This window comes from Erythrobacter sp. W302b, from assembly GCF_046452395.1.
Taxonomy (GTDB): Bacteria; Pseudomonadota; Alphaproteobacteria; order Sphingomonadales; family Sphingomonadaceae; genus Erythrobacter.
The window spans coordinates 2,133,321-2,159,285 of sequence record NZ_JBKFDH010000001.1; the positions used below are offsets into that span (position 1 = coordinate 2,133,321).

The window sequence follows — 25,965 nt, forward strand, 5'->3', positions numbered from 1 at the left end:
CGAAGCTCGGGGCGGATTTAGCGCGCCGTGCTCCCCCGCGCGATCAGCTTGACCGGGACGCGGCGGCGGGCGGCTTCGCCATCATCCAGCACAGCCTCGACCAGCGCGACTCCGGCCTCCGCTGGATCAGGTGCAATCGTGGTCAAAGGCGGACGGCTGAACCGGCCGGCGACCAGATCATCAAAGCCCATCACACCCACGCCTTGCGGCACCGCGATATCGGCCGCAGCGAAAGCCTCGATCGCCCCCAGCGCCATGGCGTCGCAGGCAGCAAAGACCGCGTCGATATCCTCGCCCCGCTCGATCAGACGGCGCGCGGCGCGGCGGCCTTCCTCTTCGCGGGTGGGGGCATTGACCGTGGGGGCCAGACAGGGCGCAAGCCCGGCGGCGCGCATCGCTTCGGCATAGCCTTCATAGCGTTCGGTGAACTGCACCTGCGGCGTGTTCAGCGCGCCGAGGAAGCACGGACGGCGGTATCCGGCGGCGAGCAGATGCTCGACCGCGAGCCGCCCGGCGGCGCGGTTGTCCGAGCGCACCCAGTCAAGCTCGTCGAAGGGCGATCCCCAATAGGCCACCTTGCGTCCATCGCCATCGAGCGCGCGGAAATGCTCCCACGCCGGGGCATTGGTGGTGGTGCCGATCACCACGAGGCCATCGGCCCGGCCCTGTTCCTGATAATGGCCGAAGAAGTCCTCGGGCCGCGCCTGAAAGCTCACCAGCGTCTCGAACCCGCGCTCCGACGCGGCGACGCAGACGCTGCCAAGCAAGGCATAGGCAAAGGGATTGATGCTGGCGGCATTGTCGCCCTCGCGGCAGATCACCACCACCGCCAGCGTCCCGGTCGATCCCCGCCGCAACCGCGCGGCGCGTTCATCGACGAAATAGCCGAGCGCTTCGGCCGCCTCGATCACCTTGCGCCGGGTGGCTTCAGCAATGGCGGGCGAGCCGGACAGCGCGCGGCTGACGGTCGGCTGGCTGACGCCTGCCCGTTCCGCCACATCGAAGGATGTCGGCCGTCTTTTCGGTCCCCCGTTCATGGGCGGCACTCTAGCGGGACGTTATCCCCGCGCAAGGCTGGCCTGCATTGCTATACGCACTGGAAAAGCCGCCGCGGTTCTTGCAGGTTGACACGGGCGCGCGGATTGTGAACGTTCGCAACAAAGAGCCGCTTGGGGAGAGAGCGACAATGGCAATAGCACCGGGCGGCGCAGCCGCGGGGGATTACGGGCAGGTAACGGGCGCGGATGATGCGCCGCAGGTGGATGCGCCGGGCCTCAACTATTTCGTCTTTGCGCTGTTCTTCATCTTCGGCGGGATCACCAGCCTCAACGACGTCATCATCCCCAAGCTCAAGGAGCTGTTCACGCTGAGCTTCTTCGAGGCGAGCCTGGTGCAGTTCTGGTTCTTCATCGCCTATGCCGTGGTCGGCATTCCGGGCGCGATGCTGGTCAAGCGGCTGGGATACATGCGCGGGGCCGTGGCGGGCCTGACGACGATGATGGCGGGCTGCCTGCTGTTCATTCCGGCCAGCCAGACGGCGGCTTTCCCGATGTTCCTGTTTGCCTATTTCATCCTCGCCACGGGCGTGGTGCTGGTGCAGATCGTCGCCAATCCGCTGATCAGCCTGCTGGGGCCGGAGCGCACCACCCACAGCCGCCTGACCTTTGCGCAAGCGTTCAATTCGCTGGGGACGACGCTGTTTCCGCTGGTCGGCGCGGGGATCATCCTCGGCTCGATCGCGAATGTCACCGCCGCCGAGCTGTCGGGCGAGGCCTTGCAGACCTATCGCCAGACTGAAAGCGCGATCATCACCAGCACCTATCTTGGCCTTGCCGCAGCGCTGGCGGTGGTGGCGGGCGCGGTGTGGATGTTCCGCAACCGCCTGAAGGGTGAGAAGCATGAACAGACCAGCCTTGCTGATGGCCTTGCGCTGCTCAAGCGCCCACGGTTCGGGTACGGCGCGGCGTGCATCTTCCTCTATGTCGGCGCGGAGGTCGCGATCGGCAGCTTCATCATCAATTACCTCGCGCAAGGCGAGATCCTCGGCCAACCCGAAAGCGTGATTGGGTGGATGGTGACGCTCTACTGGCTGGGCGCGCTGATCGGGCGGTTCATCGGCTCGGCGGTGCTGCGCTTCGTCAGCCCCGGCCTGACGCTGGCAACGGTTGCGGCGGGCGCGATCACCCTGATCGCCATCTCGGCCAACAGCACCGGCGTGGTTGCGGGCTACAGCCTGCTTGCGGTGGGCCTGATGAATGCGATCATGTTCCCGACCATCTTCAGCCTCGCCTGCGAGAAGCTGGGCCCGCGCGCGGCGGACGGATCGGGGATCATCAACGTCGCGATCTGCGGCGGGGCGATCATCCCGCCGATGTACGGCGCGCTGGCCGATGCCACGAGCCTCGCCTTCGCGCTGGTTCTGCCTGCGGCCTGCTACGCCATCATCGCGGGCTTCGGAGTGTTTGCACGCCGTCCTGCCTGAACCTCTCTCGTCATCCCCGCGCAGGCGGGGGGACACGCGAGGGCAGTTGAATAAGTATGCGCGAAGCTGGCAGTTAGACCCCCGTGCGCCTAGGTTGGGCGCGACGCCAAAAAGGGGCCTTTCGCGCATGAGCTTCACCGCCGACCGCCTGCTGCTGTTCGGAGCCACGGGCGACCTTGCCCAGCGGATGCTGCTGCCCAGCCTGTTCGCGCTCGATGCCGATGGCTTGCTGGCGCCTGATCTCAAGATCGTCGGCACCGCCCGCAGCAGCATGACCGATGGCGAGTATCGCAACTTCGCGCGCGCGGCGCTCGAGAAGTATCTCCCGGCGGACCGGCGCGGGCGGATGGCGGAGTTCCTCAACCGGCTCGCCTACCAGACGCTGGATGCCACCACGCTCGAAGGTTACGACGCTCTGGCCGAAAAGGTCGGCACGCCTGCGCGCGGCCTCGCGATCTTTCTCTCGACCGCGCCGAGCCTGTTTGGCCCTACCATCAAGGGGCTGCAATCGGCCGGGCTGACGGGCGACAATGTCCGCATGTGCCTCGAAAAGCCGCTCGGGACAGATCTGGCCTCCAGCCGCGAGATCAACGACGCGGTGGCGGGGGCCTTCCCCGAAAGCCGGATTTTCCGCATCGACCACTATCTCGGCAAGGAGACGGTGCAGAACCTCTTGGCGCTGCGCTTCGCCAACATCATGTTCGAACCGCTGTGGAACGCGGCGCATATCGAACATGTGCAGATCACGGTCGCCGAGACCGTGGGGCTTGAAGGCCGCGTCGCGTTTTACGACGATGCCGGGGCGCTTCGCGACATGGTGCAGAACCACATGCTCCAGCTGCTCGCGTTGGTCGCCATGGAGCCGCCTGCGCATTTCGACGCCACCGCCGTGCGCGACGAGAAGGTGAAGGTGCTGCGCGCCTTGCGCCCCGTCGCCGCCAACGAGACCGTCACCGGCCAATATCGCGCAGGCGCGATTCAGGGGCAGGCGGTGCCCGGCTATGACGAGGAGTTGGGCAAGGATTCCGACACCGAAACCTTCGTTGCGATCAAGGGCCATGTCGATAACTGGCGCTGGAAGGGCGTGCCCTTCTACCTGCGCACCGGCAAGCGCCTGCCCAAACGCGTGACCGAGATCGTGATCCAGTTCCGCTGCGTGCCGCACTCGATCTTTGCGGGCAAGGGCGCGACGATGCAGCCCAACCGGCTCGTTATCGGCATCCAGCCGGAAGAGAACATCACCCTCTCGCTGATGGCGAAGGTGCCGGGCCTCGACCGCGAGGGCATCCGCCTGCGGCAGGTCCCGCTCAATATCGCCATGCCGGATGTCTTCTCGGGCGCGGTGCGGCGGATTGCCTACGAACGCCTGCTGCTCGATCTGGTCGAGGGGGATCAGACCCTGTTCGTCCGCCGCGACGAGGTCGAGGCGCAATGGGAATGGGTCGATGCGATCCGCGCCGGGTGGGAAGCAGAAGGCCTCACCCCCAAGACCTATACCGCCGGCAGTTGGGGGCCGAGTGCGGCCATCGCGCTGGCGGAACGCGACGGAGTGACGTGGCATGAGTAACATCAACGACACCCTCCACTACGTCACGCAGCGCGTGATCGAGCGCTCGAAGCCCACCCGCAGCGCCTATCTCGACCTCATCAAGCGTGAGGGCGACAATATGGGCGAGCGCAGCGCCGTCTCCTGCTCAAACCTCGCCCATGCCTATGCCGGGGCGCTGGAAGATCAGGCGGCGCTGGTTTCGGGCCGGGGCGCGAACATCGGGATCGTCACCAGCTACAACGACATGCTCTCGGCCCACCAACCCTATGGCCGCTACCCTGACAGGCTGAAGATCTACGCCCGCGAGATCGGCGCCACCGCGCAGGTCGCAGGCGGCACGCCGGCGATGTGCGACGGGGTGACGCAGGGCGAGACCGGCATGGAACTGTCGCTGTTCAGCCGCGACGTGATCGCGTTGTCGGCAGCGGTCGCCTTGAGCCACGCGATGTATGACGGCGCGCTGATGCTCGGCATCTGCGACAAGATCGTGCCCGGCCTGCTGATGGGCGCGCTCCGCTTCGGCCACCTGCCCGCCATCTTCGTGCCCTCCGGCCCGATGCCCACCGGCATTCCCAACAAGGAAAAGCAGCGCGTTCGCCAGCTCTACGCCGAAGGCAAGGCAACCCGCGCCGAACTGCTGGCGAGCGAGATGGCGAGTTACCATTCCCCCGGCACCTGCACCTTCTTCGGCACGGCCAATTCCAACCAGATGATGATGGAGATGATGGGGCTGCACATTCCCGGCAGCGCCTTCATCCAGCCCGGCACCCAGCTGCGCCAGGCGCTCGACCGCGAGGCGGTGCACCGCGTCGCGCAGATCGGGCGCAAGGGCGAGGACTACCGCCCGCTCGGCCTTGTCGTTGACGAAAAGGCGGTGATCAACGCCGCGGTGGGCCTGCTGGCGACCGGCGGCTCGACCAACCATGCGATCCACCTGCCCGCCATGGCGCGCGCAGCGGGGGTGATCTTCGGTTGGGACGACCTGAGCGAATTGTCGGGCGCTGTGCCACTGATCGCGCAAGTCTATCCCAACGGCTCGGGCGATGTGAACAACTTCCACAACGCTGGCGGCATGGGCTATGTCATCGGCGAGCTGCTGGCGGCGGGTCTGGCCCACCCCGACATCCTCACCGTCGGACGCGGCGATTTCTCCGACTATGCGAAGGAACCCGGCCTTGATGGCGAGGCACTGGTCTGGCGGGAGGTTGGGCCCAGCATGGACGACACCATGCTCCGCCCGGTCAGCAACCCGTTCAAGCCCGATGGCGGGATGCGGCTGCTGCAAGGCAATCTCGGGCGGGCGTGTTTCAAGACCTCGGCGGTCGATGAAAGCCGCTGGACCATCGAAGCCCCCTGCCGCGTGTTCGAGGATCAGGCGGCAGTCGCTGCCGCCTTCAAGGCAGGCGAGCTTGACCGCGACGTTGTGGTCGTCGTCCGCTTCCAGGGTCCGCGGGCCAACGGGATGCCGGAACTTCACAAGCTCACGCCGGCGTTGGGCGTGTTGCAGGATCGCGGGTTCAAGGTCGCGCTGCTCACCGATGGCCGCATGTCGGGCGCTTCGGGCAAGGTGCCTGCGGCGATCCATTGCACACCGGAAGCGCTGGGCGGCGGACCGCTCGCGCGGCTGCGCGATGGCGATGTGGTGCGGGTCTGCGCGGTCACCGGCGATCTCAACACCGATGCCGATCTGGCGAGCCGAGAACCTGCGCGCGATCCGGCGGCAGACAGCGGAACGGGCCGCGAGCTGTTCGGCATGATGCGCCGCTTCGCCGACGGGGCCGAACAAGGCGCGAGCGCGATGCTGGCCACCGGAGGAATGTAACCCATGAATATTGACGCCATCATGCGCACCGCGCCGGTCATTCCGGTCATTGTGATTGACGATGTCGACCACGCCGTCCCGCTCGCCGAAGCGCTGGTGGCGGGCGGATTGCGGGTGCTTGAGGTGACCTTGCGCACTCCTGCGGCGCTGCCGGCGATCCGGGCGATGAAGCAGGTGCCGGGCGCGATTGTCGGTGCAGGGACGGTGACCAATCCGCGCGAGCTTGATGCGGCGCTCGAAGCGGGGAGCGAGTTCATCGTCTCCCCCGGCCTCACCGAAAACCTCGGGAAGGCGGCGATTGCGAGCGGCGTGCCCTTCCTCCCCGGCATCGCCAATGCGGGCGACATCATGCGCGGGCTCGATCTGGGGCTCGACCGGTTCAAGTTCTTCCCGGCGATGGCGGCGGGGGGCCTCCCCGTGCTGAAGGCGCTCGCCGCGCCCTTCGGCCAGTGCCGCTTCTGCCCAACCGGCGGGATCAGCTTGGAGAACGCGCCCGAGTGGCTCGCCTTCGATCCGGTGCTGTGCGTCGGCGGCAGCTGGGTCTCACCCAAGGGCGCGCCGGACAAGACGGTGGTGGAGCGGCTGGCGAAAGAGGCATTCGCGCTGCGGTAATCTAAGTCCCTCCCCATTCCGTTGGAACGGGGAGGGACTGGCAGCCATCAATCCTTCGCCAGCAACCACCCGAATACCTCGGGCAACCTTGCCGCCCAGGCATTCTCCTCGTGCTCGGCGCCCTCGTAGACCCGGCTCTCCCAGTCGCGGCCCTTTTGCCAGCCCGCGCTGGTGAAGCGCGCGTCGACGATCTGCTGGTAGGGCGCGTAGAATTGGTCGAGCGTCGCGGTGCCGTGGTCCATCCACACCCGGCGACCATCGGGCTGGCCGAGCCTTGCGGCGAACCAGCCGTCCCACATCTGCCTGACTTCGCTGTCGATCCCCGCCACCGCGCGCGGATCGACCGCAGGCCAGTGCGAGGAGACGCAGCCCGCCCGGCCGAAGACCTCCGGGCGTTCGAGGAAGGCGTAGCAGCTCATCAGCCCGCCCATCGAGGAGCCGACGATGGCGGTGTCATCGCGCCCCGGACGGGTGCGGAAACTCGCATCGACCCACGCCTTGAGCGGCCCGGCAATCCACGCGAGGTAGCGGTCGGAGATCACCGCGCCCCCGGCGGTCGCGTCCATCTGCGCGCGCACCGCAGGCGGCGCGGCGTCATAGGCGCTGCGGGGGAGATACTGGCGGTAGCGGTCCGGCCCCGGTGCCCAGATGCCGATGATGATATGCGGCTCGACCGTGCCGCTCTGCACCGCCGCCAGCATGGCCTTGTCCGCGGCCCAGATCTTGTTGAAATTGCTGTTCTTCACGTCGAACAGATTGTGCCCGTCATGCATGTAGAGCACCGGGTAGCGCGCGTCCGATGCGTCATAGCCCGGCGGCAGCCAGATCGAGAGGCGCTGGGCGGGCAGGCCCTCAGCGGCGACATCGCGGTATTCGACGAAGCGGCCCGTCTCCTCGGCGGCCAGCGGCATCGCAAACCCGATCAGTGCGGCGAGCGCGGCAAGCCATCGGAACATCGGCATCTCTCCCTCGCGCCCTTATCGCGAGGGATGCAAGAGGGTTCAAGCCTCGGCAGCGGCGGCCTTGGCGAGCATCATCGCGCCGGTAATCCCGGCATCGCTGCCGAGCCGCGGGCGGATGACGCAGTGGCGAGCGGTGCCGGGAAGGTAGCCTGCATCCAGCTCCCGGGCGCGCTGGGCCACCCGCTCGACGAGGCCGGGCGTGTTCGCCACCCCGCCGCCAACCACCACCTCTTCGACCGCGACGCTGGCGAACAGCATGTGGCAGGCTTGCGCGATGTAATCGGCGATGATCGCGTGGCCGGGGTGATCGGCCGGAAGATGCGACAGCGACGTCCCCCAGCGCGCCATGATCGCCGGACCGCTGGCGAGGCCTTCGAGGCAATCGCCGTGGCTCGGGCAGGTGCCGGGGAAATCGCGATCATCCGGGTGACGGCGCGGGTAGATGTGGCCGACTTCGGGGTGAGCGATGCCGTGGACCGGCCGACCGTCCAGCACCAACCCGCCGCCAATCCCGGTGCCGACGGTGAGGTAGGCGAGGCTCCCGCCGGTCGATCCCGATGCCGCATGTTCGGCCAGAGCGGCCGCGTTGACATCCGTGTCGAAGCCCACCGGAACGCCCAGCGCTCCGGCGAGATAGCCCGCGACGTCGCAGTCTGCCCAACCCGGCTTGGGAGTGGTGGTGATGAAGCCCCAGCGCGGCGCGGTGCGATCCAGTTCAACCGGGCCGAAGCTGCCAATGCCGAGCGCGGTGATCCCGCCCTGCCCGGCCAGCCATTCCGCCGCCTCGGCCAGCGTGGTCGCCGGATCGCGGGTCGGGATGGTGTGGCGCGCAGTGATCCGGTCAGGCGAGGGGCCAACGGCCAGCACGAATTTGGTGCCGCCTGCCTCGATCGCACCCAGCATCAGGCGACCTGCTCTGCCGCGTGGACAGTCGCCCGGTCGCCATCCAGAGCCAGCCGGAGCAAAGGCGCGGGGACGCCGCCAAAAGTGCCATCGGGCAGCACATCGACAAAGCTACAAACCGTCAACGAGGCGTCGACGAACCAGCTATAGGTCTGCAACGGCCGGTCAACCGGATTGGCGAGCACCAGTCCCGTTCCGTTCAACGGCCGCCACGGGCCTGCCATGCTGTCCGCCACCATTCCGTACAATCCCCCCGGCGCATGGCGCAGACCCGGCGCGAAGGTCGCGGTCTGCGTTGACCAGAAGGCGTAGTAGTGTTTCGCGCGATACACCAGATGGGCGCGCTCCAACTCGTTGTTGACGCCTTCTGCATGGAGGCACGGCGGCATCAGGATCCATCCGTTTGCCCCCTTCAGCGCCAAGCCGAACGCCCCGTTGAACGCACTGCCGGACCCTGCAAGCGAGGCGGTGAAGGCGAGGTATTCACCGCCGTCAGCCGGATCGCGGAAATAGGCCGGATCGCGGAACGCCTTGATCTTTCCGGCCTCGCCCTCGTGAGCATCGGCGGGCATGTAATGTGGGCCATATCCCGTCACCAGCGGGGTAGGAAACGACCATTCTCCCGGCCACCCGTCCGCACCCAGCGGCGCGCTGGCCGACCACAGCTCCTGCTGGTAGCCCCCAGCCTTCTCGGCCGTTCCGGCGGCGGTGAAGAACAGCGTGACCACGCCCTGATCGAGCAGCGCGGAGCCAGCCCATTCACGTTCATAGGGGACGGCGCGATCGGGCAAGACCGGGCCACGATCATGCCAACCCTCGCCACGCCGCTCAATCCAGTGGATCTTCGCTTCGAAATGGCGGAGCGCCGGATCGCCGCGATCGGGCGCGGTCAGCGCCATCCACAGCTCCCGCCCGGCCATCAGCGCAGGCGCGCCGTGCATGTCCTGCACCGGCCACATGTCCCAATAGAGCCGCCCGGCATCCAGACCCGAACGGTCCGGCGTGACCACCGGCGGGATGACGCCGCCCTGCCCCGGCTTAATCCGGCCCACGTGATCGGCTGTCCAGGCGCTCGTCATGGCGGCAATCTATCCCAATTCGTGCAACAAGAAACAGGCTGGCCGCCGGGGAGAATGGCGGCCAGCCCGTGTGCGTCCGGTGAGGCTCCTAGAAGTCGAACCGCACCGAAGCGAGTACCGTGCGCCCGGCAATCGAGCGCGCCCGCACGATGCCATTGGCGGGGATCGAACCTTCCTCCGCCTCGGTGAACCCGGTGGCGTTGAACAGGTTCTGCGCGTTCAGACCCACCTCGATCCGCTCGATCGGGCGGAAGGCCAGGAAAGCATTCACCTGCGCAAAGGCCGGCAGCACCAGATCATTATTGTCCTGCGTGAAGCTTTCGGTGGTGCCGACCACATTGGCGCCTATGGTGAACATGTCGGCGTCATATTGGGCGGTCGCCTGATAGACGAGATCGGCCTGACGGCGCGGGGTGTTGCCGATGGTATTGGCCGCCAGCGCATCGACAATCTCGGCATCGGTCCAGGTCGCCCCGGCCGACAGCGTGAACGGCCCGGTGCGATAGGCGCCTTCCAGCTCGATCCCGTAGGCTTCGTATTCGGTGTCGAACAGTTCCAGAGGGGCGAGCTCCACGTTGGTTTCCGCCGTCTTGGCAAAGAAGCCGGTGGCGAAGAGCGAGAGGCCATTGGCCTGATACTTCAGCCCCAACTCCAGCTGATCGACCGTGGCCACCACGCCCTGATCGCCGCCCGGCAGGCTGCCATCGACCGCGCTCACCGCAGGCGAGAACAGGCTGCGGTCAGCCGTGTGGCGGCCGCCCTGGCTGTAGCGGGCGAACACGCCCAGATCGTCGGTCACAAGGTAGTTCGCACCCAGCGAGAAGCTGAAGTAGTCGAAATCGTAATTCACCGGCCGCGCATTGCCGAGCGGCAAGATCGCGGTCTGGGCTTCGGCCGGGCTGATCGTGCCGTTGCGGTCGAAATCGAAGCTGCCGATCCCGGTGCCGAAGCCGCTGTCCGATCCGGTAATCGTCCCGCTGGCATCGCCGAAATCATAGCGGATGCTGGCGTCGATGGTCAGCCGGTCAAGTTCCAGCGAAAGCGAGGCGAAGGGCGCATAGGTGCTGTAATCAACGTCATAATTGCGGCGGCAGCAATTGCCGAAGAAGCTGGCGCTGTAACCCACCGTGCCGTTCTGCGTGACAAGGTTGCCGCCCGCATTGCGGATGTCGACCAGCACCGCCTGCCCGTCACCCTGCACGGTCTGGACGTGGCTGGTCCACAGCCAATCGGTGTTGATCGTCTGGCGCGACAGGTAGAAGCCGCTGGTGAAATTGGCCGTGCCGCCCCCGATGTCGAACGCCTTGTTGACGCGGAAATCATTGGTGACATTGTCGAGGCTGTTCAGCCGGACATTGAACACGACGATGTTGGCGAGCAAGCCATTGCCACCGATGGTCGAAGCATTGGCGGTCTGCCCGGCATTCGGCCCGCTGGCGAAAACGATGCTGGAACCCGCGCCGCCGATGCCATTGGCAATGGTCTGCGCGGTGTCCGCGCCCGCCGGGAAGGGCGACTGGAAGCTGCCGGAATTGTCGGCAAAACGGAACCGGTTGGTGAGCGTCCAACCCCCGCCCACATCGAACTCGCTCTCGATCCCGAAGGCGAGGCTTTGCACCGACAGGCCATCGCGGAAATCATAGCTCGCCGGATTGTTGTTCCCATCGAGCGACTGCGCCGGCGTCAGGAACGGGCTGTAAAGCGATGCGGTGCGCGGATCGAAGCCGGCAATCGCCTGATAATCGGGGTTGCCCCCGCTGCCCGTCACCCGCACCGGCTGCGGCAGGATGGTGGGGGTGCGGTCGTCGAGATACTTCGCGTGGAAGCGGATATAGCCGCCGTCGAATTCCTTGGTGATGTTGGCCTTGATCTGGCCGCCGTCATAGCCGTTGTAGCCAATGTCGCGCGGGCCTTCGCCGGTGCGGTAGAAGCCGCCAACGTGGAAGTAGAGATCGTCCGCCAGCGGCGCGCCGTAATCGAAATCGAGGCGATAGGTCTCGAAGTCGAGGCCGACCGAGCCCTGGATCGCGCCGCCTTCCTGTTCGCCAGTCTTGGAGATGAAGTTGATCACCGCGCCCGGTGCGTTCGAGGCGAAGGTCGAGGCCGAACCGCCGCGCACCGCTTCGACGCGGGCGACCGAGCGGTCAGCGCGCAGGAAGTTGTCGGCATTGCCGAAGATGATGTCGCCGAATTCGAGGATCGGCAGGCCGTCTTCCTGAAGCTGGATATAGCGCGCACCGCCGGTCGACACCGGGATACCGCGCACCGCGATATTGGCGTTGCCCTCCCCGCCCGAGGCTTCCGAGCGGATGCCGGGGATCTGGCGGATGAGGTCAGCCGAAGACGGCGCGGCAAGATTGGTGATCGCCTGCGAGCCGATGGTGCTGACCGAGACCGAGCTTTCGATCCGGTTCTGCCCGCGGGCCACAGCCGTGACGATGATTTCCTCGCCCTCGGTTTCGGTCGCGGCATCGGTGGCGACAACATCCTGGGCCAGAGCCGGGCTCATCAGCAGGCTCGACACGGCTGCACTGGCGCAAAGCGCGGTACGCAATTTCATGGCTTTCTCTCCTCTCGGGTGCGCGCTTCTTTGGCGACGACGATGCAGCCCTAACTTTCCTGCAAACGATTGCAACAGGAATCTTGCAATCGTTTGCAAATTGCGTGGAATCATGTCACTTCAAAAGCACAGCGCGGCGACATGATCGTGCGGAACAGAGGATCGGACAGGCGGACATGATCGATAAGCCACGGCTTTCGTTGCTGCGAATCATCGAAATGAACATCGGCTTCTTTGGCTTGCAGTTCAGCTTCGGGCTGCAACAGGCCAATATGGGGCCGATCTACGGCTTCCTCGGCGCGGACGAGGCGACCATGCCGCTGTTGTGGCTGGCAGGCCCGATGACCGGGCTGCTGATCCAGCCGATCGTCGGCGCGATGAGTGATCGGACCAACACCCGTATCGGCCGCCGCACGCCGTACTTCCTGATCGGCGCGGTGATCTGCTCGCTGTCGTTGTTCGCCATGCCCTATTCCAGCGCCCTGTGGATGGCCGCCAGCCTGCTGTGGATCCTCGATGCGGGCAACAACATCACGATGGAGCCCTACCGCGCCTATGTGGCGGACCGGCTCGCCCCCGACCAGCGCTCGACCGGTTTTCTCACCCAGAGCGCCTTTACCGGGCTGGCGCAGACGCTGTCCTACCTTGCCCCCAGCCTGCTGACCGCGGTCGTGGCGCGCGATGTGCTCGACGCCAATGGCATCCCGGTGATTGTGCGGATCGCCTTCATCATCGGCGCGATCCTGTCGATCTCGACGATCGTGTGGTCGGTGTTCCGGGTGCGCGAGCTGCCGCTTTCGCCGGAGGAGGAAGCGGACCTGGTCGCCAAGCCGCTCACCATCCGCTCCACCTTCGCCGAAATCGGCGCCGCGATCCGCGAAATGCCGCGCCCGATGCGCCAATTGGCCGGGGCCATGCTGTGCCAGTGGTACGCGATGTTCGCGTACTGGCAGTACATCACCTTCGCCGTGGGCCGCAGCATCTACAACACCAGCGATCCCGCGAGCACCGCCTTCCGCGAAGCGACGCTGACCGCGCAGCAGGCCGGCGCGCTCTACAATTTCATCGCCTTCCTCGGCGCGCTGGCACTGATCCCGGTGGTGAAGCGCTTCGGTGCGCGCCATGTCCATGCAGTGTGTCTTGCCGCCTCGGGGGCGGCGATGCTGATGATTCCGGGGGCCTCGACTCCCGCTGTGCTATTCGCTCTGATGCTCGGCATCGGGATCGGCTGGGCCGGGATGATGGGCAACACCTATGTCATGCTGGCCGACTGCATCCCGCCGCAGCGCAACGGGATCTACATGGGCATCTTCAACCTGTTCATCGTCATTCCCATGCTGATCCAGACACTGACCATGCCGCTGATCTACCGCCCGCTGCTGGGCGGCGATCCGCGCCACGTACTGATGCTGGGCGGCGTCTTGATGCTGGCGGGCGCGCTGGCTACGCTGCTGGTGGATGCGGGGCACAGGCAGCCGCGCAGGCAGGGGCTGGCGACAAGCTGACGATGGAAGAGGACAAGACCACCCGCGTGATGGTGCGCAACATCACCGATCTGGCGCGGCTGGCGGGCGTCTCCCCCGGCACGGTGAGCCGCGCGCTGGCGGGCAAGAGCCTCGTCAACACCAAGACCCGCGAGAAGATCGAAGCGCTCGCGCGCGAACACGGGTTCCGCCCCAACCAGATGGCGAGCGGATTGCGCCGTCAGAAAACCGGGGTGATCGGCGTGGTCATCCCGCTTGGCCATGACAGCCGCCAACAAATCTCCGACAGCTTCTTCATGACCCTGCTCGGCCACCTCGCCGACGAGCTGACGCGCGAAGGCTATGACCTGATGCTGCGCCGGGTGGTACCGGAAGACGATGCCGACTGGCTCGACCGGTTCATCGGTTCGGGCATGATCGACGGCGTGATCGTGATCGGTCAGTCCGACCAGTTCGACCGGATCGAGGATGTCGCCGAGGGATATGGCCCGATGGTGGTGTGGGGCAACCATCAGGAAGGCCAGCGGCATTGCGTGGTCGGCACCGACAACCGCCTGGGCGGCAGATTGGCCGCCGAACGCCTGATCGCCGCCGGAGCCACTCGCCTCGCCTTTCTCGGTGACACCACCGCGATGGAATTCGCCGCGCGGTTCGCCGGTGCGCAGGACATTGCCGCGCGCATGGGCCTGCCGCCGATCATCACCCTGCCCACCCACCTCTCGCCCGACCGCGCGAGCGAGGAAATCGCTCAGCATCTCGCGACCCGCGCCAGCCAGATCGACGGGATCTTCGCCGCCACCGATACGCTCGCGGCGCTGTGCCTGACCGAATTGCGCGCCTGCGGGATCGCCGTGCCGGGCGACATGAAGCTCGCCGGGTTCGACGACCTGCCGATCGCTCGCCAGACCGTGCCCCCGCTCACCACCGTGCGGCAGGATATCGCAGCGGGCGCGCGCGGGCTGGTGGAACTGCTGCTGCGGCGGCTGGCGGGCGAGAAGACCGAAAGCCTCGTCCTGCCTCCGCAACTGGTTGTGCGCGCCACCGCCTGACGCCTTTCGCGCGGTAGGCAAGCGCACCCGCTTGCGCTAGGCACGCAAGGATGGACATGGCTGACCTCTTGCAACGCTATTTCGGCACCCGCGATCTCGAGGCCGTGTCCCCTGCCGCTCTGCCGGACGGGGTTGAACGGATGCGGGTCGATTTCGGCATGACGCAGGACCGCGGGCAGCGCTTTGCCTTGTGGACGCTGCTGATGGTGCTGGGGGATGCGCCCGATCTGGATGTCGCTTTCGCGCATGAGGAAGACCGCGAGGCGGCACGCAATCTGATGGATATGCTGGCCGCCGCCGCACCAGAATAGGTATAGCAAAACCCCCGCGTCATTTAATTGCAAGCCAAACACCCCGAAACTGTGTAAGGGGCCGCGCATCGACGCTCTGCGCGCGGTTGGCCAGGTGGCCCGATCCGCGCTCCGCTGTCCCCCTTGTCTCTCCGCCTGCCCCTTGTGGCGGCGCCCTTGTCTGAAAGCCTTCTCCCCATGCCATTTCCCCATATCGCCTCTGGCCTCGCCGAGGCCCTGGCCACACGCGGCTATGAAACGCTGACCCCGGTGCAGTCCGCTGTGCTGGAGCCGGACGCGCATGGCCGCGATCTGGTCGTCTCGGCGCAGACCGGCTCGGGCAAGACGGTCGCTTTCGGCCTCGCTTTCGCCGATCAAGTGCTGGACGAAGATGGCCGTGTGCGCCGCGCCGCCGGCCCGCTGGCGCTGGTGATTGCCCCGACCCGGGAACTGGCGCTGCAAGTCGCGCGCGAGCTCGACTGGCTCTACAAATCGGCAGGCGCGCGCATCGCCACCTGCGTCGGCGGCATGAACCCGCAGGTCGAACGCCGCGCGCTGGCAGGCGGGGCCAGCATCGTCGTCGGCACCCCCGGCCGCCTGCGCGATCACCTCGAACGCGGCGCGCTCGACCTGTCGGCGCTGGCTGCCGTGGTGCTCGATGAAGCGGACGAGATGCTCGATATGGGCTTCCGCGATGAGCTGGAGGAAATCCTTGACGCAACGCCGGACGAACGGCGCGTGCTGATGTTCTCGGCCACCATGCCGCGCCCGATCGAAGCGCTCGCCCGCCGGTACCAGCGCGATGCGCTGCGTATCCAGACCGGCGGCACCGAACGCGGGCACGGCGATATTGCCTATCAGGCGGTCACCGTCTCGCCGTCCGAGATCGAGAACGCGGTTGTCAACCTGCTGCGCTTCCACGAAGCCGAAACCGCGATCCTGTTCTGCGCCACGCGCGACAATGTCCGCCACCTCCACGCGACCTTGCAGGAACGTGGCTTCGGCGTCGTCGCGCTGTCGGGTGAACATTCGCAGCAGGAACGCAACCAGGCGCTTCAGGCCCTGCGGGATCGCCGTGCGCGCGTTTGCGTGGCGACCGATGTCGCCGCGCGCGGGATCGACCTGCCCTCGCTCAGCCTCGTCATCCATGTCGAAATCCCGCGCGATGCCGAAACGCTCCAGCACCGTTCGGGCCGCACCGGACGCGCGGGCAAGAAGGGCATTGCCGCCCTGATTGTCCCCTTCCCGCGCCGCCGCCGGGTCGAATCGATGCTCCACCACGCCAAGATCAACGCCGAGTGGATCAATGCACCCAGCCGCGAGGATATTATCGCGCAGGACCGGGTGCGGTTGCTCGACAAGCTGATGCAGCCGGTCGACGTCACCGATGGTGATCGCGAGCTGGCCGACAAGCTGCTCGAAACCAAAAGCCCGCAGGAGATTGCGGCCATGCTGGTGCAGGCGCACCGCGCGTCGATGCCCGAGCCGGAAGAGCTGCTGGCGCAAAGCGTCGACGCACAGCGTGCGGCGCAGAAGGCGCGCCACCGCGAAGGGTTCGAGGATACGGTGTGGTTCCGCATGGATATCGGCCGCCGCCAGAACGCCGATCCGCGCTGGGTGATGCCGCTCATCTGCCGCCGCGGGCATATCACCCGCAACGAAATCGGCGCGATCCGCATCGCTCAGGCGGAGACCTATTTCCAGATCCCCCGCGCGATTGCCGGCAAGTTTGCCGAGGCGGTAGCGGCCACGTCGGGCAGCGAGGAAAATGGCGGCTATGTCGCGATCGAGCAATCGAACGAGCCGCCGCGCATGGCTGCACGTGAGAATGCCAAGCGCGGCAAGGCGAATGGCCCTGCCCCGCAGCGCCCGTTCAAACCCAAGCCCGTCGGCCCCGGCGCCGCCGCCGGTGGTGGCTTTGCCAAGCCGAAGCACTTCGCCAAGGCTGGCGGCAAGCCGCACGGCAAGTTCAAGGGCAAGCCCAAGGGCCGCGATTAAGCGCTGGCGCGGCGAGCCTTACCAGCGGATCAGGCGGGGCACCATGATGCGGCCGAGCCCCGCCATCGCCAGCACCACCGTGCTGTGCCAGACGCCGATATGGACGATGTCATTGTCCGGGCAGTGGAGCGAGAAGGCAAAGGTGCCAAAGGCGCCCGCCGCCACGCCTGCGACCAACCCCGCGCGGTCCGGCGCGGTCGGCGCGCCGCGGCGGAGCCACAGCACCAGCATGGCGAAAACCAGCAGCGACGCGGCGCCGCCGATGACAAAGCAATCGGTCCCGTGATCCATGCCCTGCGCCAGCGCCGCCTGACCGCCCCGGCTCAGCCCTACGATCACTCCTGCGAGCGGCAACAGCCCCGCCATCCCCGCCGCCCAGCGCCAGCCGCTGTGATCGCTGCCGACCTGAGGGCGGCTCATCACCACCACCGTCACTGTCGCCGCCAGGGCAAGGCCGAGATAGAGCCCGGTGCTGACGAGATGCATCGGGTTGACCACGCCCGCCGCGAGATCAGCCCTCAGGCCGAACAGAGCAATGACGATCAGGGTTGCAACCGTCGCAGACCCCAGCGCCAGCGCCATGCCCGCCCCAAAGCGCAGCGGCTTGACCGGTTCTAGACCGCCGACCAGCTCAGCAATCAGGGTTTCAGAACTACGCTGCATTGTCATTCTTTCTCAATCATATGGGCCAGCTTCTTCAGCCCCCGGTGAATATTCACTTTGATCAGCGCTTCGCTCTGTCCGGTCGCAGCCGAGGCCTCGGCGATGCTCAGCCCCTCGATCTTGACCAGCGCGATGGCGCGTTCCTGCGCGGGCGGGAGCAGGCCGAGCAAGCGGTCGAGGCTGATGCGCGCGGCGACGGCGGGCTCCTCGTCCGTGCCGATCAGCTCCTCGTGCAATTCATGCTCGTCGGCGCGGTACAGGCGGCGCAGGTGATCGACCCAGCGGTAGCGCGCAATCGCGGCCAGCCACGGCAGGAAGGGGCGCGAGGGATCCCACGAGGCACGCTTGCTGTGCAGCGCAATCAGCGTTTCCTGCACCAGATCGTCAAGGCTGGAGGGCGCGATCCGGCGGCTGTAATAGCCCCGCAGCCAGCGACGGCAGGCCTCCAGCAGCGCGGCATAGGCCTGCTTGTCGCCCTGCTGCGACAGCGCCATCAACCGGGCGAGCGAGGCTTCGTCGGCTCTCATCCCCGCCGGTTCGCCGCTACCGGGCGGGCGGTTACATGGCCCACGAAAAAGCCCCGCCCTCGGATGGCCGAGAGCGGGGCGCTATTCATGCAGGCCTGCGCCTCAGCTCAGCGCGACGTGGCGCTTCAGGTGGTGGTCGACATTGCCGAACTCGCTGTCGAAAATCGCCAACCGCTTGAAGTAGTGGCCGATGGCATATTCGTCGGTCACGCCGTTGCCGCCGTGGATCTGCACCGCTTCCTGCCCGATCAGCCGCGCCGACTGGCCCACGCCGACCTTTGCCGCGCTGACCGCCAGCTTGCGAGTGCGCTCGTCAGAGCCGAGGCGCAGCGTCGCGAGATAGGTCAGCGAAACGGCCTGTTCGTAGGCGGTGTACATGTCGACCATGCGGTGCTGGAGCACCTGGAAGCTGCCGATCGGCACGCCGAACTGCTTGCGCTGGCGGCTGTATTCCACTGTCATGGCATGGGCGACCTTCATCGCCCCGCAGGCCTCGGCGCACAGCGCTGCGATGGCTTCGTCGGTGACGAGCTCGATCAGCGCCAGCCCCTCGCCCTCGGCGCCGATCAGTGCCTCGGCACCGAGCGCGACGTTCTCGAAATAGACTTCCGAGGCGCGGCGGCCGTCGACCGTGACGTAATCGCGCGTGGTGACGCCCGGAGTGTCCTTTGCCAGCACGAAGACCGAAACGCCCGAACGATCCCGCCGCTCGCCGCCGGTGCGCGCGGTAACGACGAGGTGGCTCGCCCAGGGCGCGCCGATCACGACCGCCTTGTGGCCGTTCAAGACATAGCCCGCGCCGTCCTTCTTCGCGGTGGTCTCGAGGTCGGCATAGTCATAGCGGCCCTTGGGCTCGGCATAGGCGAAGGCGAACACCGCGCTGCCCGAAACGATCGCGCCGATGTGCTCTTCCTTCTGCGCCGCGGTGCCGCCGTGCTTCAGGAACCCGCCCGCGCAGACCACGGTGGGAAGGAAGGGCTCGATCACCAGACCCTTGCCGAACTCCTCCATGATGACCATCGCATCGACCGCGCCGCCGCCGAAGCCGCCGTCGGCCTCGCTGAAGGGCATGCCGAGAATGCCGAGCTCCGCCAGCTGCGCCCACACCTCGGGCCGCCAGCCTTCGCTCGACGCAATCGCCTTGCGACGTTCTTCAAAGCCATATTGCTCGCGCACCAGCCGCGAGAGGCCGTCGCGCACCATGCCCTGTTCTTCGGTGAAGTTGAAATCCACGAATTCTCTCCCGTCCTCAGGTGCTTGCTGCACCATTCGAGGTTGAAACCTGATTAGTCCTTCCCCTCGGGGGAAGGGTTGGGATGGGGGGCCTGCCCTATCGACGGCAGAGCCCCCACCCCCAGCCCCTCCCCGCGGGGAGGGGAGACGAAGGCCTTACAGACCCAGAATCATCTTGGTGATGATGTTGCGCTGGATCTCGTTCGATCCGCCATAGATGCTGGTCTTGCGCATGTTGAAATAGGTCGCCGCCGCATGCTGGGCATAGTCGGGGCCGACCGGGTGCTCGTTCGAGCCGTTGTCGTTCGACACCCCGCCCATGTAGGGCGCGGAGTAGGTGCCGACTGCCTCGAGCGTCAGCTCGGTCAGGCGCTGCTGGATTTCGGTGCCCTTGATCTTGAGGATCGAGCTTTCCGGCCCCGGCCCCTTGCCCGCCTGCTCGCCCGCGAGCGTGCGCAGTTCGGTGATTTCGAGCGCGGCGAGATCGATCTCGAGCTGGCTCACCTTCTTGGCGAAGTCGAAATCCTTGATCAGCGGCTGGCCATCGAGGGTTTCGTGGGTTGCGATCTCGCGCAGCTTCTCGACGCCGCGCTTCGAGCGCGCCACGCCCGCGATGCCCGAACGTTCATGCGCGAGCAGGAACTTGGCGTAGGTCCAGCCCTTGTTCTCGACGCCAACCAAGTTCTCGACCGGCACGCGCACATCCGTCAGCCAGGTCTCGTTGACCTCATAGCCGCCGTCCAAGAGCTTGATCGGCTTCACTTCCACGCCCGGCGTCTTCATGTCGACGAGGATGAAGCTGATCCCTTCCTGCTGCTTGGCGGTCGGATCGGTGCGGCACAGGAAGAAGCCCCAGTCCGCGTGCTGGGCGAGCGTCGTCCAGGTCTTCTGGCCGTTGATGACGTAGTGATCGCCGTCGCGCATGGCGGTGGTCTTGAGGCTCGCAAGGTCCGAGCCCGCGCCCGGTTCCGAATAGCCCTGGCACCACCACACTTCGCCGCTGCGGATGCCGGGAAGGTGCTTGGCCTTCTGCTCTTCCGAACCGAAGGTGTAGATCACCGGGCCGACCATCGAGACGCCGAAGGGCAGCGGCATCAGCGCGTTCACGCGAGCGTTCTCTTCCGACCAGATGTAGCGCTGGGTCGGGGTCCAGCCGGTGCCGCCGTACTCGACCGGCCACGCCGGAACCGACCAGCCCTTGGCCCCGAGGATCTTGTGCCACGCGACGAAGTCCTCGCGCGCCATATCCTCCCTCATGCCGAAATCGGCGAGGTGCTTGGGATAGTTCTCGGCAATGAAGGCGCGCACTTCGTCACGGAAGGCCTGCTCTTCGGGGGTGAATTCGAGGTTCATGGGGTCTCTCTCCAGACTGCGGTTTCTGCCTTTGCGATACGCTTTGTCACGGCGTAGGGATGCGGAAAAGAGGGTTTTGACGAGGCGTGCCGCAAGCCCGCCGCGCCCTAGCGTCATGTTCCACGTGAAACACGGCAAGACCCGCCGAAAACGCGTCAAAGCGCGTCAACAGACGCGCAAGGGGCGCGGAATCGCACCAGCGACTCCGCGCCCCGCAAAGCGCCGTTCTACATCTCCAACGGGCCGTGCTGGATATGCGGCAGCACATGGCGGGCGAACAGATCGGCCTCCTGCATATGCGGGTAGCCCGAGAGGATGAAGGCCTCGATCCCTTCGGCCTGATAGGCGCGCAGCTTGGCGAGCACCTGATCGGGCGTGCCGACGATTGCCGCCCCGCAGCCGGAACGCGCGCGGCCGATGCCGGTCCACAGGTTCTCTTCCACGAAGCCGTCGCCATCCGCCGCCCCGCGCAGTTCCTGCTGGCGCTGGACGCCGTAGTTCTTGGCATCGAGGCTCTTCTCGCGGATCGCCCGGCCTGCTTCATCATCGAGTTTCGAGAGCAGCCGGTCGGCGTAGTGGCGCGCTTCCTCCTCGGTCTCGCGCACGATCACGTGGACGCGGTAGCCGAACTTGAGCGTGCGCCCATACTTCGCCGCGCGCGCCTTGAGGTCGGCGATATTCTCGCGCACCTTGTCCATCGTGTCGGGCCACATCAGGTAGACGTCCGCCGCCTCGGCCGCACATTCGCGCGCCTCGTGGCTGAGGCCGCCGAAGTAGAACGGCGGGCACTTGCCGCTGAGCGTCGTGATGCGCGGCGGATCGAGCTTCAGCTTGTAGAACTCGCCGTCGAAATCGAGATGCTCGCCGTTCAGGAGCGTCTTGACGATCTTCATGATCTCGGTGCCGCGCCGGTAGCGCGGGCCGGACTCGATCTTCTCGCCCGGCATGTCGGAGGAGATGATGTTGACGTTGAGCCGGCCGCCGGTGCCGGCCGCGTTCGGGCCGAGGATGCGATCCAGCGTCGCGATCCGGCGTGCGAGCTGCGGCGGCCAGTCCTCGCCCATGCGGGTCGCCCACAGGAGCTTGATGCGCTTGACCTGCGTGGCGACGGCCGCGGCGAAGATGGTGGTGTCGACCCCGAGCTGGTAGCCCGAGGGCAGCAGGATGTTGTCGAACCCGCCCTCTTCCGCGCGCAGCACGAGGTTGCGGCAATGCTCCCAGCTTGAGGCGAGATAGGGATCGGGGACGCCGAGGAACTCGTAATCGTCGTCACACAGCGCGGAGAACCACGCGATTTCGCATTGCTGTTCAGTCATGGCTTCGTTCCCATCCCAATTTCCGTTCTATTTCAATCTTCTCCCCGTTCGTGCTGAGCTTGTCGAAGCACTGCTTTTCTTGAGGTCAGGCGCTGAACGGCAAGAAAAGTGCAGCCCTTCGACAAGCTCAGGGCGAACGGGCAGGGGTAACTAGGGCAGCGGCACACCCCGCGCGGCGACCAGCACCGCGTACCATTCGGTCCGCGTCCAGCGCACGGTGAGCGCCTGCGCCCCCTCGGCGATGCGCGCGGCGTTCTGCGAGCCGATGATCGGGATGATCCCCGCCGGATGCGCCATCAGCCAGCTATAGGCCGCGACCGTACGCGAGACGCCCTGCGCCTCGGCCACCGCATCGAGCGCAGCGGCGACCGCCTTGTCGCGCGCGGTTTCGGGCGCGGTGAGCCTGCCGCCGCCCAGCGGTGACCAGGCCATCGGCGTGAGGCCCAGCATCATCGCCTGATCGAGCTCGCCATTCTCGAAACAGTCGATCCGCAGGGGGCTGATTTCAGGCTGGGTCGTCGCCAGCTTGGTGCCAAGGAAGTGGTTGAGCGCGGCGGTCTGCGCCATCGTGAAGTTCGAGACGCCAAGGCTGCGGATCTTGCCGCTCGCCAGCGCATCGTCGAGCACGCGCGCGACCTCTTGCGGATGGGCGAGAATATCGGGCCGGTGGATTTGCCATAGATCGACGCTGTCCACCTGCAAGCGGCGCAGCGAGGCGTCGATCGCCGACTTCAGATAATCCGCGCTCTGGTCATAGGGCAGCGGCGGGAGGATACCGCCCTTGGTCGCGAGCACCATCCGGCCCCGCAGCGAGGGTTCGGCGGCCAGCACCTCGCCCAGCAGCACCTCGGCATCGCCAAACCCGCCTGTGCCGTCGAAGCCATAGATGTCCGCCGTGTCGAGGAAGGTAATCCCGGCATCCAGCGCCGCATGCACCAGCTTGGCCGCTTCGGCCGCGGTGCGGCCATCCTCGGTCAGCCGCCACATCCCCCAGGCAAGGGGAGACACCTCAATGCCGCTCGCACCAAGGGTGCGGGTGGCAGGCGGAAGGGGCAGTTCACTCATCTAGGGGTTCCTCTTTGGCGGAGCGACCGAAGCGCGCTCGACAAGGTCATGGGGCAGGCGTTTGTGGGTGATGTCCCCGCCTGCGATCAGGATTTGGGTGGCGGTGCGCGCCAGATCGGCCATCGGCTGACGGATGGTGGTCAGCGGCGGCCAGACGGTGCGGGCGAGCGTGGTGTCATCGAACCCGGCGACCGACAGATCGCCCGGCACATTGATCCCGCGATCATGCGCCACGGCGAGCACGCCTGCGGCCATGTCGTCATTCGAGGCGAAGATCGCGGTCGGTCGTTCGGGCTGATCGAGCAGCGCCTTCGCGCCCGCCACGCCGGAATCGAAGTCGAACTCGCCGTCGACCACCAGTTGCGGCTCGAACGGGATGCCCACGCGGTCCAGCGCGCGACGGTATCCGAACAGGCGATCGTCGGAGGCCATGTGGTTGCTGTGGCCCTTGATGAAGCCGATGCGGCGGTGCCCGGCGTTGATCAGGTGGGTGGTCATGTCGTCGGCCGCCTGCGCGTCGTCCATGAACACCGATGATGTCAGCGCGTGGTTGGTGCCCGGCGAGATGCGCACGAAGGGCACGTCCATCGTCTCCAGCGCGCGCAGCACCGGATCGCAATCGGTGACGGGCGAGGACAGGATGATGCCGTCCACATGGGTCTCGCTGACGAGCCCGCGCACCTGATCGCCGACGCGCGGATCGGCAACGTCGACCGGCTGGGCGAGCAGGCGGATGCCGTTTTCGTGGCACACCTCCCAGCAACCCTTCTGGATCTGGAACATGTAATAGGGGCTGTGATTGTCGTAGATCAGCGCGACTTGGTTGGACTTGGCACCCGAGAGGATGCGCGCCGCCACCGAGGGGCGGTAGTCGAGTTCGGCCATCGCCTTTTCCACCCGCTCGCGCAGTTCGGCGCTGACATAGGGGTGGCCGTTGAGCACGCGGCTGACGGTCTTGACCGCCACGCCCGCACGGGCGGCGACATCGCGGATATTGGCGCGGCTCATCGGGCGAGCTCCGCAAACAGGGGCGCGAAGGTGCTTTGCGGCCGGTAGAAGACGGGCGGCTCGCCGATGGGTGCGGCAACGTCATGCCAGCCGGGGGCGTAATCCTGACCGCTCCACAGGTGGCGCCATTCCCCTTCTGGCAGATAGACCCTGCGCATCACCGCTCCCGCTTCGATCACCGGTGCAACCATCAGGTCCGCACCATAGAGAAACTGGTCTTGGATCGTGAAGGTTTCGCGATCCTCGGGATAGTGGAGGAACAGCGCGCGCTGGGCCGGAAGGCCCGTGGCCTGCGCCTCGGCGACGAGATGCCGGACATAGGGCGCAAGCCGCGCGTGGACCTTGCTCCACCTGACAAAGCCATCGATCAATTCGGCATTGCTGTCGATCTGGAGATTGTCGTCGGGGCGGTTGCCTTCGTGGGTGCGCATCACGGGACTGAAAGCGCCTAGCTCGTACCAGCGCAGCATCAGCTCTGGGGTTCGGACATTGCCGAACAGGCTGGTGTAACCGCCAACGTCCGAATGGCTGAAGGCATTGCCGACCAGCCCCGAAGACAGCGCGGCAGTGATCACAGTGCCGATGCCGTCATGGCGGCTGAAATCGACCGACTGGTCGCCCGCCCACAGCAAGGGACAATGGGCCTGCACCCCGGTGTGGCCGGCGCGCATGAACCACAGCACATCGCCGGTGCGCCCGCGAGAAGCGACGGCGCGGGCGTTCACTTCCGCCCAGCGCACCGGCCAGCGGTTGTGCTCCTGCATCGGGTCGCCCGAATGGAGGCGCAGGTCGGTGGGGAGATATTCGCCGAAGTCCGCCATCCAGCCATCAAGCCCGAAATCGAGCATCCGTTTGCCGATCACCTCCTCGGCGAACCATGCGGCGGCATCGGGGTTGGTGAAGTCGACCACCCCTGCGTGGAACTCGCCGAAATCGACGGCGTAAGGCTCGTCGCTGTCGAGGCAGCGGGCGAAGTAACCTTTGGCGGCGGCCTCAGGATAGAGCGGGCCGTCGACCGCGAGATAGGGGTTCACATAGCCGAGGAAGCGGATGCCGCGCGCCTTCAGGGCGGCGATGCGGGCGGGCAGATCGGGGTAGCGGTCCGCGTTCCACTGCCAGTCCCAGAACAACCGGCGGCCGAAGCTGGTCTCGCGGATGCCCACCCAGTCCTCGCACCACAGGCCCGAGACGGCAGCGCCTGCCTCGATCAGCCGCTCCAGCCGGTCGAAGCTCCCCTCGCCCTGCTTGAGCCCGACGATGGCCCCGCCCAACGCCCATTCGGGCAGCGCCTGACGCGGACCGAATCTTGCCCCAAGCTGACGGGTGAGGTCGGCAGGCACACCTTCGAACAGGTCGATCGTGACAGCACCCGACCACACGTGCAGGCGCAGCCGCCCGGGCACGCGGGCGTCCAGTTCCGCATATTCGGCATTGGCGAGGCTTAGCGCCCAGCCGCCCGAGCACAGCACGGTGGGTTCGGGATAATTGGTCGTCCAGTAATCCCCGCCCGCGAACGACCCGTCCGCGCTCGCCTGATCCGTGAGCGGCGTGCCGGGTTCGCGGCCGACGCCGGGTTCGCTGGTCCAGATCGGGAATGAGCGGCCGTTCAGAGCAAGATAGCTCATCTGCTCACCCCCGCCCCACAGCACATCATCAGGGGCCTGCGAGATATCGAGCGTGATGCGGTCGTGTTCAGTGAGCGCGGTGACAATCAGCCGCGGTGCATCGGGCGCAAGACTCAGCGCCACTTTCGCGGCGCCATCGTCACTGGAGAGCACGACCGCGCCCGCTCCCACCACTTCGCAGACCGACAGTGGCCTTGCTGCCACAGGGGTATCCGACAGGCGGAAATTGCCGCGCACCATCGTCACCACGGGATCGCCAGAAGCCACGGAAATTGCGGGATATTCAGAGCGATGACACAGCACGGCGCGCCCGGCCAAGTGCAGGTCAAATCCCCTCTCGCATGGCGTCAGTGCCACCATTTTCGTCCCAGGTTTCCTCACCGGC

Annotated in this window: 21 protein-coding genes; 8 read left to right on the forward strand and 13 right to left on the reverse strand. The window is 66.5% G+C overall.

Annotated features, from left to right (window positions below):
- Nucleotides 1-17: 17 nt before the first annotated feature.
- Complete coding sequence (locus ACLBKT_RS10180) at nt 18-1,037, reverse strand: LacI family DNA-binding transcriptional regulator (RefSeq protein WP_410182802.1); 1,020 nt, start codon at nt 1,035-1,037, stop codon at nt 18-20.
- A gap of 149 nt (nt 1,038-1,186) precedes the next feature.
- Between ACLBKT_RS10180 and ACLBKT_RS10185 the strand changes: the two genes are divergently transcribed.
- The 4 genes from ACLBKT_RS10185 (at nt 1,187) to eda (ending at nt 6,465) form a co-directional block, all read left to right on the forward strand.
- On the forward strand, nt 1,187-2,482 hold the full coding sequence (locus ACLBKT_RS10185) for a sugar MFS transporter (protein ID WP_410182803.1): 1,296 nt from the start codon (nt 1,187-1,189) through the stop codon (nt 2,480-2,482).
- 127 nt (nt 2,483-2,609) lie between these two features.
- Nucleotides 2,610-4,049 carry a glucose-6-phosphate dehydrogenase gene (zwf, locus tag ACLBKT_RS10190; RefSeq protein WP_410182804.1) on the forward strand — a complete coding sequence of 480 codons (1,440 nt, stop codon included), beginning with the start codon at nt 2,610-2,612 and terminating at the stop codon, nt 4,047-4,049.
- A complete protein-coding gene (gene edd, locus ACLBKT_RS10195) occupies nt 4,042-5,853 on the forward strand; it encodes a phosphogluconate dehydratase (protein WP_410182805.1) in 1,812 nt (603 codons plus the stop codon). Before zwf ends, edd begins: the two co-directional genes overlap by 8 nt.
- A 3-nt stretch (nt 5,854-5,856) precedes the next feature.
- Nucleotides 5,857-6,465 (forward strand): bifunctional 4-hydroxy-2-oxoglutarate aldolase/2-dehydro-3-deoxy-phosphogluconate aldolase, encoded by a 609-nt coding sequence (eda, locus tag ACLBKT_RS10200; RefSeq protein ID WP_410182806.1) that lies wholly within the window; start codon nt 5,857-5,859, stop codon nt 6,463-6,465.
- Nucleotides 6,466-6,512: 47 nt separating this feature from the next.
- On the opposite strand, the gene ACLBKT_RS10205 is transcribed toward eda, so the two are convergent.
- The 4 genes from ACLBKT_RS10205 to ACLBKT_RS10220 form a co-directional block, all read right to left on the reverse strand.
- Nucleotides 6,513-7,421, reverse strand: a complete 909-nt coding sequence (locus ACLBKT_RS10205) for an alpha/beta hydrolase (protein WP_410182807.1) — start codon at nt 7,419-7,421, stop codon at nt 6,513-6,515.
- A 45-nt stretch (nt 7,422-7,466) separates the two neighbouring features.
- Entirely contained in the window at nt 7,467-8,330 is an 864-nt protein-coding gene (locus tag ACLBKT_RS10210; protein ID WP_410182808.1) for an ROK family protein, read from the reverse strand.
- Entirely contained in the window at nt 8,330-9,409 is a 1,080-nt protein-coding gene (locus ACLBKT_RS10215; RefSeq protein ID WP_410182809.1) for a glycoside hydrolase family 68 protein, read from the reverse strand. Before ACLBKT_RS10215 ends, ACLBKT_RS10210 begins: the two co-directional genes overlap by 1 nt.
- An 88-nt stretch (nt 9,410-9,497) precedes the next feature.
- Nucleotides 9,498-11,969, reverse strand: a complete 2,472-nt coding sequence (locus tag ACLBKT_RS10220) for a TonB-dependent receptor domain-containing protein (RefSeq protein WP_410182810.1) — start codon at nt 11,967-11,969, stop codon at nt 9,498-9,500.
- A gap of 176 nt (nt 11,970-12,145) precedes the next feature.
- Between ACLBKT_RS10220 and ACLBKT_RS10225 the strand changes: the two genes are divergently transcribed.
- The 4 genes from ACLBKT_RS10225 to ACLBKT_RS10240 all read left to right on the forward strand — a co-directional run bounded on the left by ACLBKT_RS10225 (nt 12,146) and on the right by ACLBKT_RS10240 (nt 16,790).
- Entirely contained in the window at nt 12,146-13,474 is a 1,329-nt protein-coding gene (locus ACLBKT_RS10225; protein ID WP_410182811.1) for an MFS transporter, read from the forward strand.
- Nucleotides 13,475-13,476: 2 nt separating this feature from the next.
- A complete protein-coding gene (locus tag ACLBKT_RS10230) occupies nt 13,477-14,502 on the forward strand; it encodes a LacI family DNA-binding transcriptional regulator (RefSeq protein ID WP_410182812.1) in 1,026 nt (341 codons plus the stop codon).
- A gap of 50 nt (nt 14,503-14,552) precedes the next feature.
- The gene (locus ACLBKT_RS10235; protein ID WP_410182813.1) at nt 14,553-14,813 is read left to right on the forward strand and encodes a hypothetical protein; all 261 of its coding nucleotides are present in this window, start codon (nt 14,553-14,555) and stop codon (nt 14,811-14,813) included.
- A gap of 177 nt (nt 14,814-14,990) precedes the next feature.
- Nucleotides 14,991-16,790: a DEAD/DEAH box helicase gene (locus ACLBKT_RS10240; RefSeq protein WP_410182814.1), complete on the forward strand. Its 1,800-nt coding sequence runs from the start codon at nt 14,991-14,993 to the stop codon at nt 16,788-16,790.
- An 18-nt stretch (nt 16,791-16,808) separates the two neighbouring features.
- Here the strand turns inward: ACLBKT_RS10240 and ACLBKT_RS10245 are convergent, their stop codons facing one another.
- The 8 genes from ACLBKT_RS10245 to ACLBKT_RS10280 all read right to left on the reverse strand — a co-directional run bounded on the left by ACLBKT_RS10245 (nt 16,809) and on the right by ACLBKT_RS10280 (nt 25,940).
- Nucleotides 16,809-17,453 (reverse strand): NrsF family protein, encoded by a 645-nt coding sequence (locus ACLBKT_RS10245; RefSeq protein WP_410182815.1) that lies wholly within the window; start codon nt 17,451-17,453, stop codon nt 16,809-16,811.
- A gap of 2 nt (nt 17,454-17,455) precedes the next feature.
- On the reverse strand, nt 17,456-17,980 hold the full coding sequence (locus ACLBKT_RS10250; protein ID WP_410182816.1) for a sigma-70 family RNA polymerase sigma factor: 525 nt from the start codon (nt 17,978-17,980) through the stop codon (nt 17,456-17,458).
- Nucleotides 17,981-18,082: 102 nt separating this feature from the next.
- Entirely contained in the window at nt 18,083-19,213 is a 1,131-nt protein-coding gene (locus ACLBKT_RS10255) for an acyl-CoA dehydrogenase family protein (RefSeq protein WP_410182817.1), read from the reverse strand.
- A 156-nt stretch (nt 19,214-19,369) separates the two neighbouring features.
- The gene (locus tag ACLBKT_RS10260) at nt 19,370-20,566 is read right to left on the reverse strand and encodes an acyl-CoA dehydrogenase family protein (RefSeq protein WP_410182818.1); all 1,197 of its coding nucleotides are present in this window, start codon (nt 20,564-20,566) and stop codon (nt 19,370-19,372) included.
- 227 nt (nt 20,567-20,793) lie between these two features.
- Entirely contained in the window at nt 20,794-21,882 is a 1,089-nt protein-coding gene (locus ACLBKT_RS10265) for an LLM class flavin-dependent oxidoreductase (protein WP_410182819.1), read from the reverse strand.
- Between the two features lie 150 nt (nt 21,883-22,032).
- Entirely contained in the window at nt 22,033-22,947 is a 915-nt protein-coding gene (locus ACLBKT_RS10270; protein WP_410182820.1) for an aldo/keto reductase family oxidoreductase, read from the reverse strand.
- Nucleotides 22,948-23,955, reverse strand: a complete 1,008-nt coding sequence (locus tag ACLBKT_RS10275) for a LacI family DNA-binding transcriptional regulator (RefSeq protein WP_410182821.1) — start codon at nt 23,953-23,955, stop codon at nt 22,948-22,950. It abuts the gene before it with no gap.
- A complete protein-coding gene (locus tag ACLBKT_RS10280) occupies nt 23,952-25,940 on the reverse strand; it encodes an alpha-glucosidase (RefSeq protein ID WP_410182822.1) in 1,989 nt (662 codons plus the stop codon). The genes ACLBKT_RS10275 and ACLBKT_RS10280 overlap by 4 nt, the downstream gene beginning before the upstream one ends.
- Between the last annotated feature and the right edge of the window lie 25 nt (nt 25,941-25,965).

Excerpts from the sequence above, each read along its gene's own strand:
- ACLBKT_RS10235 (WP_410182813.1), top strand. The coding sequence starts at position 14,553 with ATGGACATGGCTGACCTCTTGCAACGCTATTTCGGCACCCGCGATCTC.
- ACLBKT_RS10220 (WP_410182810.1), bottom strand. The coding sequence starts at position 11,969 with ATGAAATTGCGTACCGCGCTTTGCGCCAGTGCAGCCGTGTCGAGCCTG.
- edd (WP_410182805.1), top strand. The coding sequence starts at position 4,042 with ATGAGTAACATCAACGACACCCTCCACTACGTCACGCAGCGCGTGATC.
- ACLBKT_RS10270 (WP_410182820.1), bottom strand. The coding sequence starts at position 22,947 with ATGAGTGAACTGCCCCTTCCGCCTGCCACCCGCACCCTTGGTGCGAGC.
- ACLBKT_RS10280 (WP_410182822.1), bottom strand. The coding sequence starts at position 25,940 with ATGGTGGCACTGACGCCATGCGAGAGGGGATTTGACCTGCACTTGGCC.
- ACLBKT_RS10225 (WP_410182811.1), top strand. The coding sequence starts at position 12,146 with ATGATCGATAAGCCACGGCTTTCGTTGCTGCGAATCATCGAAATGAAC.
- ACLBKT_RS10240 (WP_410182814.1), top strand. The coding sequence starts at position 14,991 with ATGCCATTTCCCCATATCGCCTCTGGCCTCGCCGAGGCCCTGGCCACA.
- ACLBKT_RS10260 (WP_410182818.1), bottom strand. The coding sequence starts at position 20,566 with ATGAACCTCGAATTCACCCCCGAAGAGCAGGCCTTCCGTGACGAAGTG.
- ACLBKT_RS10180 (WP_410182802.1), bottom strand. The coding sequence starts at position 1,037 with ATGAACGGGGGACCGAAAAGACGGCCGACATCCTTCGATGTGGCGGAA.
- ACLBKT_RS10230 (WP_410182812.1), top strand. The coding sequence starts at position 13,477 with ATGGAAGAGGACAAGACCACCCGCGTGATGGTGCGCAACATCACCGAT.
- ACLBKT_RS10265 (WP_410182819.1), bottom strand. The coding sequence starts at position 21,882 with ATGACTGAACAGCAATGCGAAATCGCGTGGTTCTCCGCGCTGTGTGAC.
- ACLBKT_RS10185 (WP_410182803.1), top strand. The coding sequence starts at position 1,187 with ATGGCAATAGCACCGGGCGGCGCAGCCGCGGGGGATTACGGGCAGGTA.
- ACLBKT_RS10245 (WP_410182815.1), bottom strand. The coding sequence starts at position 17,453 with ATGCAGCGTAGTTCTGAAACCCTGATTGCTGAGCTGGTCGGCGGTCTA.
- ACLBKT_RS10275 (WP_410182821.1), bottom strand. The coding sequence starts at position 23,955 with ATGAGCCGCGCCAATATCCGCGATGTCGCCGCCCGTGCGGGCGTGGCG.
- ACLBKT_RS10210 (WP_410182808.1), bottom strand. The coding sequence starts at position 8,330 with ATGCTGGGTGCGATCGAGGCAGGCGGCACCAAATTCGTGCTGGCCGTT.
- ACLBKT_RS10215 (WP_410182809.1), bottom strand. The coding sequence starts at position 9,409 with ATGACGAGCGCCTGGACAGCCGATCACGTGGGCCGGATTAAGCCGGGG.
- zwf (WP_410182804.1), top strand. The coding sequence starts at position 2,610 with ATGAGCTTCACCGCCGACCGCCTGCTGCTGTTCGGAGCCACGGGCGAC.
- eda (WP_410182806.1), top strand. The coding sequence starts at position 5,857 with ATGAATATTGACGCCATCATGCGCACCGCGCCGGTCATTCCGGTCATT.
- ACLBKT_RS10205 (WP_410182807.1), bottom strand. The coding sequence starts at position 7,421 with ATGTTCCGATGGCTTGCCGCGCTCGCCGCACTGATCGGGTTTGCGATG.
- ACLBKT_RS10250 (WP_410182816.1), bottom strand. The coding sequence starts at position 17,980 with ATGAGAGCCGACGAAGCCTCGCTCGCCCGGTTGATGGCGCTGTCGCAG.